This window comes from Streptomyces zaehneri, from assembly GCF_032248645.1.
In the GTDB taxonomy this organism is placed as follows: domain Bacteria; phylum Actinomycetota; class Actinomycetes; order Streptomycetales; family Streptomycetaceae; genus Streptomyces; species Streptomyces coriariae.
The window spans coordinates 65,887-75,218 of sequence record NZ_JASTTJ010000034.1; the positions used below are offsets into that span (position 1 = coordinate 65,887).

At 70.0% G+C, this 9,332-nt stretch carries 10 protein-coding genes and 1 tRNA gene; 4 read left to right on the top strand and 7 right to left on the bottom strand.

Features of this window, described 5'->3' with window-relative positions; genetic code table 11:
• Positions 1–6 precede the first annotated feature (6 nt).
• Positions 7–936 (bottom strand): M23 family metallopeptidase, encoded by a 930-nt coding sequence (locus QQM72_RS37470; protein ID WP_314225250.1) that lies wholly within the window; start codon positions 934–936, stop codon positions 7–9.
• 195 nt (positions 937–1,131) lie between these two features.
• On the opposite strand from QQM72_RS37470, the gene QQM72_RS37475 reads away from it, so the two are divergent.
• On the top strand, positions 1,132–1,422 hold the full coding sequence (locus tag QQM72_RS37475) for a hypothetical protein (RefSeq protein ID WP_314225252.1): 291 nt from the start codon (positions 1,132–1,134) through the stop codon (positions 1,420–1,422).
• A gap of 314 nt (positions 1,423–1,736) precedes the next feature.
• On the opposite strand, the gene QQM72_RS37480 is transcribed toward QQM72_RS37475, so the two are convergent.
• The 3 genes from QQM72_RS37480 to QQM72_RS37490 all read right to left on the bottom strand — a co-directional run bounded on the left by QQM72_RS37480 (position 1,737) and on the right by QQM72_RS37490 (position 4,193).
• Positions 1,737–2,153: a hypothetical protein gene (locus tag QQM72_RS37480; protein WP_314225253.1), complete on the bottom strand. Its 417-nt coding sequence runs from the start codon at positions 2,151–2,153 to the stop codon at positions 1,737–1,739.
• 320 nt (positions 2,154–2,473) lie between these two features.
• On the bottom strand, positions 2,474–2,815 hold the full coding sequence (locus tag QQM72_RS37485) for a DUF5713 family protein (RefSeq protein ID WP_314225254.1): 342 nt from the start codon (positions 2,813–2,815) through the stop codon (positions 2,474–2,476).
• A gap of 358 nt (positions 2,816–3,173) precedes the next feature.
• Complete coding sequence (locus tag QQM72_RS37490) at positions 3,174–4,193, bottom strand: NADP-dependent oxidoreductase (RefSeq protein WP_314225255.1); 1,020 nt, start codon at positions 4,191–4,193, stop codon at positions 3,174–3,176.
• 111 nt (positions 4,194–4,304) lie between these two features.
• Here QQM72_RS37490 and QQM72_RS37495 point away from each other — a divergent pair, with 111 nt between their 5' ends.
• A complete protein-coding gene (locus QQM72_RS37495) occupies positions 4,305–4,895 on the top strand; it encodes a TetR/AcrR family transcriptional regulator (protein ID WP_314225256.1) in 591 nt (196 codons plus the stop codon).
• A 440-nt stretch (positions 4,896–5,335) separates the two neighbouring features.
• On the opposite strand, the gene QQM72_RS37500 is transcribed toward QQM72_RS37495, so the two are convergent.
• Entirely contained in the window at positions 5,336–5,578 is a 243-nt protein-coding gene (locus QQM72_RS37500) for a DUF5302 domain-containing protein (protein WP_314225257.1), read from the bottom strand.
• Between the two features lie 405 nt (positions 5,579–5,983).
• Between QQM72_RS37500 and QQM72_RS37505 the strand changes: the two genes are divergently transcribed.
• Positions 5,984–7,273 (top strand): COG1361 family protein, encoded by a 1,290-nt coding sequence (locus tag QQM72_RS37505; protein WP_314225258.1) that lies wholly within the window; start codon positions 5,984–5,986, stop codon positions 7,271–7,273.
• 211 nt (positions 7,274–7,484) lie between these two features.
• Positions 7,485–7,721, top strand: a complete 237-nt coding sequence (locus QQM72_RS37510) for a hypothetical protein (RefSeq protein ID WP_314225260.1) — start codon at positions 7,485–7,487, stop codon at positions 7,719–7,721.
• A gap of 303 nt (positions 7,722–8,024) precedes the next feature.
• On the opposite strand, the gene QQM72_RS37515 is transcribed toward QQM72_RS37510, so the two are convergent.
• Positions 8,025–8,098: transfer RNA gene (locus QQM72_RS37515), tRNA-Met, on the bottom strand.
• 231 nt (positions 8,099–8,329) lie between these two features.
• Positions 8,330–8,830, bottom strand: a complete 501-nt coding sequence (locus tag QQM72_RS37520; protein WP_314225262.1) for a GNAT family N-acetyltransferase — start codon at positions 8,828–8,830, stop codon at positions 8,330–8,332.
• Positions 8,831–9,332 lie beyond the last annotated feature (502 nt).

Here is a 9,332-nt window from a genome sequence, read left to right on the forward strand (position 1 = left end):
CGTCGGTCAGCACAGCCGGATGTCGCGTCCCTCGTTGTCCTTCGCCTCGTCATCGCCCCAGCGCTGGAGGTAGTACGCGGAGATGTACGCGCGGCCCGAGCCGCCCGGCGCCACCTGGTCGAGGTCGGTGAGCAGCCACCAGTGGTTGTAGGAGTTCCCCACGCGCACCTCGTCGCCGGCCTTCTTGCACAGGACGTAGTTGGTGCCCTTGAACAGCTTGCCCTGCACCGCGCAACGGGGGCTGGTGTCGCCGACGCAGTCGACCGCCGCGTAGCCGGGGGCGTCGGCGAAGGTGTCCACCCAGAACCGCTCCGGAGCGGGGTTGCCGCCGCAGGCGTTGGTACTGGTGAGTTGAGGGAACGGCCCGGCGGGGGAAAGCCGGTACTCGGTGCCCTGGAGCACCGGGTGCACCATCTCGTCCGTCTCGCCGTCGTTGTCGCCGTTGGTGTCGTACAGCTGCTCGTAGTGCAGGTGCGCCGAGGTGGTCCCGACCAGCCCGAGCCTGCCGAGCGGCGTGCCCGAGGAGACCTGCTGCCCCAGACGCACGTCGATGCGGTCCATGTGCAGGTACACCGAGAACCAGCCGCCTCCGTGATTGATCTCCAGACCTCCGGGTTCGAAGAACTCGGTGACCGTGCCGGCGGCCGAGGCGACGACCGAAGCACCGAGGGTCTGTCCTCCGACGCGGTACATGTCGAGTTTCTTGTCGTCGGGAGCGTGGCCCTGGTACGTCTGCAACTGCCAGGTCTCGCCGCAGGCGAAGGGCAGCCGGAAGTCGGGCCGGGCGCCCGCGGTCGCCTGCGTCGGCGCGGCGGCCGCCGGGACCGCCCCGGAAGCCGCCCACAGCCCGAACACCGCGAGGACGGCAGCGACTACGAGGACGAACGGCCTGGGCAGCGGCGGCCCGAAGGCGCGTCTGCCGCGGGGTGTACGCATGGAATCCCTCCTTGCCCGCCCGGCTCGGTGCCGGGCGGTCGTGTCGTACGGTGCTCCGGGTCGGGCCGGTCCGGCCCGGTAGGGGGCGTCGGCACTGCTGGGTGACGCCCCCTGGTCGCTTCGCCCTTGGGGTGGACGCCGCTGTCACAGCCGACTCCGCCCGCGTTCAGCGGCAGCCGGATCCACTTGTCGTTCGTGCGTCCCTCGGCCGTGACCGTCCGGCCGGTCGTCCAGCAGGCCGCCGGGCAGGACTCGTCGGCGCGAACCAAGCTCTCCACGCGGCACGCGGTCGACGCGCAGGAGCGCACGTTCGCGTCCGCGCCCTTCGCCACGCGCCACACGGTCCAGTTGCCAGGGTGGTCACCGCCGTACGGTTCACCCAACGGGCTTGTCCGCACCGGGACTTCGGCCTCCGTCAGCACAGCGAAGGCGCTCGGCATGCGCCCGAGGCTTCTGGCGGCGGAGATGCGGTCGGCGAAGGAGTGATCAGCGGCGGAGGGGTGCGCGGTCCTTGACGACTCCCGCTCGGCTTCGGCGCGAGGAGACCCTTCTCCGGGGCGGTTCTCTGGGGCGGTTCTCCGGGGCGGTCAGCTCGGTGCGTAGCCCGTGGCCGGGGTCGGCGCGCCGGGTGCAACGGGGGCCGACCAGGCCATGCCGAGCAGCAGGGCGGGTGCGCCGCAGGCCCGGCCAGGCAAGGTCGACTCCGTTGCCGGTGAGGTGATGCGAGGACGCATCAGGGCACTACAGCCGAGGCCGGCCCCACCGGGGCATGCGTCCCGGTGGGGCCGACGGTCGCCGTGTCAGCAACGCCGCAGGCCATAGCTGCTCGGGTCGGCGTCGAACCAGCTGGGAGTGAACACCCAGTCGGCCGGCACATAGCCCTCCCGCCCGTCGCTGCTCCAGTCGGGCACCGTGCGGTACCAGGTCGTGTTGCCGCCGCCGTGCAGTCCGCCCGGCGACCAGCAGGTGAAGTAGCTGAACGTCGACTGCAGCAGACCGGTGATGGGACTTTCGTGGAACGGCTCCGCCCGGGTCGGCGCCGATCCGCTGTTCCCGCACCACAGCCGACCGTCGTGAGCGCGCACGCCGCACTCGGCCGCCGCCGCAGCCGCTGGTGCCGACGTCGCGGCCTGTGCCGAGGGAGCGGCCAGGATGCCGGTCAGCGCGGCGGCCACCGTGACGGATGCCGCGGTTGCCTTGATGTGTTTCACGATCATGATTTCTCCTTCGTCGTCTGCGGGCGCCTTCCGGGGCAGGGCTGTGGCCGAACAGGTTCCGGCCGCGTTCGCGCGCCATGAGATCGCCGTCACCGGGTTCTCGCCACCGTGGCCCGGACCGGTGCCTGGAAGGTATCCGTGGCAAGACAGGGAGCGGCATCCGGAAGATTCCGGAGTGACACACCTCCGGTGACAGGCCGTCAGCCGGGTCAGCCTCTCCCCGGCGTGGCGGCGGGCTGTCGCGTACGTCCACGGCGGAGAGCGCCGATCAAGTCGAAGATCACGAAACACGCCTGCCTGCCCAGCAGCCGGATTGCCGCTCACCAATCCCGGGTGGCGATCAGCTCCTCCACGTCCGCGTCCGCGAAGCCATAGGCCGACGCAACAAACCAGAAGTCCTCGGCGATCTCCTCGCGGGCTACCGTCTCGATCTCACTCCCAGCCGCATCGAACTCCGCCTCCAGCAGGTTGAATTCCTCCGTCGCGGCCTGTGTGAGCACGTACAGGGCCGCCAGATCCGGCGGCTGCTCGGCCTCGATGCGTTCGCACAGCCGCAGCAGAATCGCCCTGCCCTTGTCGACGACGTGACGGGGGAAGTACGCGTCCGCGTACAGCGGCTGCAGAAACGCACGCACCGCTACCTGCTCATTTGTGATCGGCATGGCGCCCCACCCCACATAGAAGAACTGACACGCCGATCATGCACCGGACCACTGACACAGCGACGCTGCCCATGTGTGCCTGGACGGGCCCCGCGACCAGCTGAGCTCCGTCCAGGCGGCCGAAGGGCGGCAGGAAGCAGCCGCACATCCAGTTCCGGCCGCGATCTATGCCACTGGCTGGTCTGTGGTGCATGGTGAGGTGCGGGATCCGCCTCCCCCGGGGCGAGGATCCCCACGCTGGCCCCTGCCGTCCGCCAGGGACGACAGGGCCGCCGCGCCTCCCGGCTCCCCACGGGAGGCATGCGGCTGCCCCGGCCAGGTTGCGAGGAGCCTCCGCCCGGCCGTCACCATCGTTGCGTCAGCCGTCGTCACCGGCCGTGAGCACGATCTTGCCCTGGATGTGCCCCCGGGCGGCTCGCTCGTGCGCTGCTCGGGCATCCGCGAGCGCGAACGTGCTGTCGATCGCGACGCGGACCCTGCCCGTGTCGAGCAGGCGCCCCAGTTCGGCGAGCTGCGCGCCGTTCGAGCGGACCTGGGCGCTCGAGACCGTGACGCCCAGCTTCGCTGTCTCTTCCTCGTCGAAGTCCCCGGGGAGCACGGGGAACTGGGCGCCACCGCGTTTGAGCGTACGCAGGAATCGCTTGCTGTCGGGCCCGCCGACGGTGTCGAGAACGAGGTCGACGTCGTGGACGAGTTCCTCAGGACGACTCCTGGTGTAGTCGATGAACCGGTCGGCGCCGAGATCGCCGAGGAACGATTCATGCGCGCCCGACGCCACCGCTATGACATGTGCACCCCTCCACTTCGCCAGCTGTAGCGCGAAGTGCCCCACGCCGCCCGCGGCGCCGTTGATGATCACCGTCGTGGCGGCGTCGAGTGCCGTCGGGCGATGCGGCTGCTCCTGGAAGGGCGAGGGGTGACCGTGTCCGACCTCGATCAGGAACTGCCACGCCGTCAGTCCGGCCATGGGCGCCCCAGCGGCGTGGACGTGGTCGATCCCGGCCGGCTTGCGTGCGAGATCCGCCGCGGGCGCGGCCACGTACTCGGCGTACGCGCTGCCGTCGAAGCTGGGAAAACGCAGAAGCCCGAAGACCTCATCGCCCACGGCGAGGCCGTCCACGTCCGCGGCGACGGCTTCGACGACGCCCGACACGTCCGTCCCCGGGATCACCGGCAGCCTGACCGTCGACTCCGGCTCCCCGGGCATCCTGGTCAGCCCGCCGCGCAGGTACCAGTCAGGAGGATTGACGCCGACCGCGTGAACGCGGACGAGCGCCTCCCCCGGCCCCGGCTCGGGAATCGGCACCTCGTCGTAGCGCAGAACCTCCGGGCCGCCGTGCTCATGCAGCCGGACCGCCCTCATCGTGTGTATCGGCATCGTCTTCTCCTGCCCGCACCGCGGGATAGGCTTATCCGGATCAGCGCTCCACATAAGTGGATCACTGATCCGAATATATGGACCACTGATCCGGATAGTCAAGGGGGAAAGATGCGGGCCGACGCCAGGAAGAACCGCGACCACGTGCTCGCCGTCGCGGGAACCGCCATCACCGAGCAGGGTTCGGACGTGTCCATGCGCGACATCGCGCGCAGGGCCGACGTCGGACTCGCGACGCTGCTGCGTCACTTCCCGACGCGCGAGGCACTGCTCGAGGCCTTGCTCCGCACGAGCTTCAACGGGCTGACGGCAAGGGCGGGCGAGCTCGAGACGTCGAGCTCGCCCGAAGACGCTCTCGTGTCGTGGCTGCGCGACTGCGTCGCATGGACGACCGAGTATCAGGGTGTGACCGCGCTGATGACAGCGGCCATCGAGGACACCGACTCCGCGCTCCACGCTTCATGCGTCACGTTGCGCGCGGCCGGCGCCCGGCTCCTCGCCCGCGCCCAGGCCTCGGGCACAGCGCGGACCGATATCGATGGCACCGATCTCTTCGCGCTGGTCGCAGGGCTCGCGTGGCTCAGCGACCAGCCCTCACTCGCCCCACGCGCCGATCACCTCTTCGACGTTGTCGCGAGCGCGATCCTGACGAATCGAGCGAACACCGATCCCGAGCGGACGCCGCCCCCGGCCCGTGGCTGAGATCGTCGCCGGCCGGTGGGCTCCTCGTCGGAGCCAGCGGGGCAGGTCCGGCTCCCGGCTGCGCTGAGCGCGTCGGGTCGCCGCTTCGGCTGCTGACCGTTGGTCGCCGAAGTAGGCGAGGTCTGCACAGGAGGCCGAAGGCCGTGCAGGGTCTACAGGGCCCGCAGGGCAATCGTCAGGCGAACGCTCCGCCAACGCCTCCTGCGGCGCGAGCAGCGTGCGTCGCGTTCACGGTCGGTTCTGCGGCGAGGCCGGCCGGAATGCCCGGGAGGGGAAGGCAGCGCGAACGCGGACGGCTCGGCGGCGTTCGGCTGTAGCAGCGGGTAGGCGTAGAGCACGGCGGCGTCGAAGCCTCGCGGCCTCGACGCCCTGCGGAACTCGGCCCGTACCTCCCAGCCGTCGCCTGATCGTGCCGAGTTCCGTCCCTGCACAGTTTGGGCTCAGCCACCGCTCTTTCGACGGAACGACCGCTGACTCGCGGCCGGGCCGTGCGCGCCGTGGATCTTCGACGTGTCGGTGTTCGCGGCGAGGTCGGCGGCGTCCGCCTGCTTACCCTGCTTACGCGCCAGGGCCTCCCGGAACTTGCGCTTCAGGTCGTACTGGCCGTCGTCGTCGGGCGAGAGGGCACGGCTCTCGCCGTCAACCGGCTCCGAGCCTTCGGGCAGTGCAGACTCTGCGGCCATGGTGACCTCCTGGGACTGGGCAGTGGAAAGCACAGCTTGTCATGGCGAGCACCGCCCGAGGCACCACGCCTGGAGCTCCCCGCCCCGGCTCCACTTGGACCCGTTCGTTCAGCGGCACCGCGTGGAGGTCGTCGACCACGGCCTCGGGCCGGGACGGCGTGAGGTGGCACCGCTCTGCGAGTCCGCTTGACGCGAGCGGGTGGCCGGCAGCCGGGTGTTCTCCAACAGGGCCGGAAAACCCGGGCGCGGCGGGCTGGGCCGCCATGTGATGATCCTGCCGGTGCGCCGGGGCTGCCGGCGCATCAGTCGCGTTACCGCACCCTTGGGGGAGCAATGAGAGTGTTCGCTGCCCAACGCCCGTTACGCCTCAGATCCGGCGCCGCCGTGGCGGTGGCGGTCGGCCTGTTGACTGCCGGCCTTGCCGCGCCCGCGTTCGCTGCCGACGACCCGCCGCAGACCGACCAGTTGTCGATCAGCGAGCCGGGCGATCAAACGCTGCCGCTCGGCACCGACGGCGGTCAGCCGCGGTCCCTCGCCCTGGACGTCGGCGTCTACCACGACAACGAGAACTTCACGGTGACCGACGGCAGGCTCACCGTCGACGTCTCCGGCCTCGCCGGAGTCGCCGAGGTGACCTGGCCCGAGAACTGCACGCCGAGCGGCACGAGCGCCGTGTGCGACATCCCCGTGGTGCCCACGACGGGAGCCGACCAGGTGCTCCTGTCCGTACGCGCGGCCGACGGTGCCGAAGTCGGTACACAGGGCAGGATCACCTACGAGGCGACGGCCACCGGCGGGCCCGACGGCACACTCACCGCGCCGCACGAGAGCTACGCCACCACACTCACCGTCGGATCCGGGCCCGACCTCGCCATCGCACCCCTCGCCGACATCGAGGACGCTCAGCCCGGCGACGAGCGGACGATCCCGTTCAAGGTCACCAACAACGGCAACGAGAGCGCGAACGGGTTCACCGTCAAGCTGTACACCTCGTACGGCCTGACGGATCTGACCCGGTACGACGCCTGCACCTACACCGGGCCGGACACCAACGACTATCCGCCGACGGCCACGGCCCTCTGCACGTTCGACCAGGTGCTGGCCCCGGGCGACTCCTTCGAGCTGCCCGCGCCGCTGACGGTGCGACTCTCCCCACACGCACTGGACGAACGGTTCGACATCGACGTCGAGCCGGGCAACGGCGCCCAGGACCTCGACCACCGGAACGACTACACGGCCATCCAGATCGGCGCGGAGAACACCGCGGACTTCTCCGTGACCGGTGACACCGTCTCCGGCGCGGCGGGCGAGACGGTCACGGCCGAGCTGACGTTCAAGAACACCGGCCCGGCCTGGGTCGGCCACCTCGGCTCCGGCGATCCGGTCGCCGTGGTCCGGCTGATCGTACCCGCGGGCACCAAGGTCACCGGCGTGCCTTCCGGCTGCTACCCGCACACCCTCGACGGCGGCTACTACCCGAGGCAGACGGGCGCCCCGCGCTACGACTGCTACCTGCCGTACTGGGTGCTCGAGGCCACCCAGCGCACGTTCGCGTTCCCCGTGCGCATCGACACCGTGGTGCCCGGCGCGACCGGCGCCGTGAGCATCCACCCCTCGTTCGGCGAGTTCGGCGAGTACGACAACGACTTCGACCCGGACCTCACGAACAACACAGCGGTCCTGACCGTCAACTGACCGGCCCGGGGTTCGGAGCAGCCGTTCGAGCGGCTGCTCCGAACCCGCGCCGAGTATCTTCCAGAGGATCAGATCGGGTTCCGGCCGCTCCAGTTCGGCCGTTCCGGTTCGACCGCCTTCGATGCGGTGACGCCGTGCCGGTCATGAGTGCAGCGATCAGCTCCGACGACACGTGGGTCATCCCATCGGCTCAGCACAGGAGGAAGAGGCCGTGTTCGACCACATCGCCGGACTACGCCCCGAGGAGGCCGCACGCTGGGTCACGCTGGTCGAGCAGTCCCGACCAGTCCTCGAAGATGACGGGATGGAGGCTGTCCAGGCCTTCCTGGCCGAGCGCGATGTGACCGTCATCCAGGCGATCGCCATCACCCGGGCTCTGCTGGGGACTGCGGGGACACCCCTTCAAGTGGCCATCGACATCGTGACCACGAGTGCGGTCAGGCAGTGACCAATTGCGGGGCATCCGTCCGGGGACATGAAGGACGACGAGCACGGTCCGGCGTCCACCGGGCAGTCCTCGGGAGACATCGCCCGTTCACACCACCCGCACCGCAACTCAGCTCGAGCACCCGCTGCGGTGAGGCGTCTCACCGCTTCGGTCGCGGCCCCGAACCATGTCGGTGCGGTATCGCACATAAAGCCGCGAGCACCGGCGGTCCGGCCCGCTAGGGGGTATGGGTCTGCCGGTCGGATGGACATGGGCTCGGCGAAACGTGGAAGGGGCCCGGCATTGCCGGGCCCCTTCCTTTCGTAGCGGGGACAGGATTTGAACCTGCGACCTCTGGGTTATGAGCCCAGCGAGCTACCGAGCTGCTCCACCCCGCGTCGGTAATGCCACCCTACACGTGATCCACGGAATGCCGCGCCGGGCGGTTCCCGATAGCCAATGCCGGAGATGCCGAGATGTCGGAGTTGTGGCGAAAACGTCCGGTCCGGCGTCGTGTCGGGCGCGGAATCGGTGCGCTACCGGCGTATCAGGACATCGAACGCCTCCTACCGGCGGGCAGGATCCACGCTGTCACCTGCGACCGGTTCACCGACAAGATCAATCGCGCTCTACGGCTGGACTGTCAGGTCACGCTGATACCAGGCGCCTGGCTTACCGCCGAGGTCGGCCGGCTCGGCCGGGCCGACCGGGACGAACCCGGCCTTGGTCAGCACCTTCCGGGACGCGACATTCTCGCGGGAGGTACCCGCCCGCAGTGTGCGCAGCCCGTGCCGCGCCGCCGCCAGCCGGCACAGTTCCCGGACGGTCGCGGTCGCCACACCGCGGCCGGCGACGTGCTGCGCGACCCGGTACCCGAGCTCGGCGGTGCCGTCCTTCAAGTCATACAGGTTGAACCTCCCCAGAACCGAGCCGTCCTCACCGACGAGCACGTAGAAGGCGCAGACGCCCGCCTCCTGCTCAGCCAGCAAGGCGCCGTACCGGTCGGTGAACCTGTCGTAGAACTCGTCGCCGCGGTCGGAGACCGAGGCAGCGAAGTAGGCGCGGTTCGCCAGCTCGAAGGCCAGGACCGCCGGGGCGTGGCCGGCATGCAGCCGTTTCAACTCGGGCACCGCCCGACCCTACCCAGATGGTGCGCCGAGGCCACCTCTGGATCGAAGCCGGCTCTCACCGTCGGGGCTTCGGCGCCGCCCTGGAGCCCGCCGGGCATCCGGTGCCGCCATGCGGGCGTGGCCTGCTTGACCTGCCTGGCCGCCGCCTGCAAAGTCGGGATGCGGCACCGCAGCACCACCGCCTCACTCTGCCGCCCCGTCCGCCCGCCCCCAGGTGGCGGGCGGCCCTGACACCCGGGAGCGGCTGATCCGATGGTCCTCGACCTGGTTGTGATCGGTACGGCCATCAGCCTGGGGCCTTTGCACAACAGCGCCTTCATCCTGCTGCTCTCGTCACGGCGTGGCGTTCGCCAGGGTCTGGCGTTCCTGTTGTCGTTGAGGTTCCCCCGTCATGCGGGAGCCGCTGATCAGCTAGTCAGCAGGGGTTGACGGGTGTTCAGATTCGTTGGTTCGGCCGTCGCCTGCTCGGCGTAGTGCTTCTCCTCGAACTCGATCGGGCTGA

Excerpts from the sequence above, each read along its gene's own strand:
- QQM72_RS37470 (WP_314225250.1), bottom strand. The coding sequence starts at position 936 with ATGCGTACACCCCGCGGCAGACGCGCCTTCGGGCCGCCGCTGCCCAGG.
- QQM72_RS37480 (WP_314225253.1), bottom strand. The coding sequence starts at position 2,153 with ATGATCGTGAAACACATCAAGGCAACCGCGGCATCCGTCACGGTGGCC.
- QQM72_RS37485 (WP_314225254.1), bottom strand. The coding sequence starts at position 2,815 with ATGCCGATCACAAATGAGCAGGTAGCGGTGCGTGCGTTTCTGCAGCCG.
- QQM72_RS37490 (WP_314225255.1), bottom strand. The coding sequence starts at position 4,193 with ATGCCGATACACACGATGAGGGCGGTCCGGCTGCATGAGCACGGCGGC.
- QQM72_RS37495 (WP_314225256.1), top strand. The coding sequence starts at position 4,305 with ATGCGGGCCGACGCCAGGAAGAACCGCGACCACGTGCTCGCCGTCGCG.
- QQM72_RS37500 (WP_314225257.1), bottom strand. The coding sequence starts at position 5,578 with ATGGCCGCAGAGTCTGCACTGCCCGAAGGCTCGGAGCCGGTTGACGGC.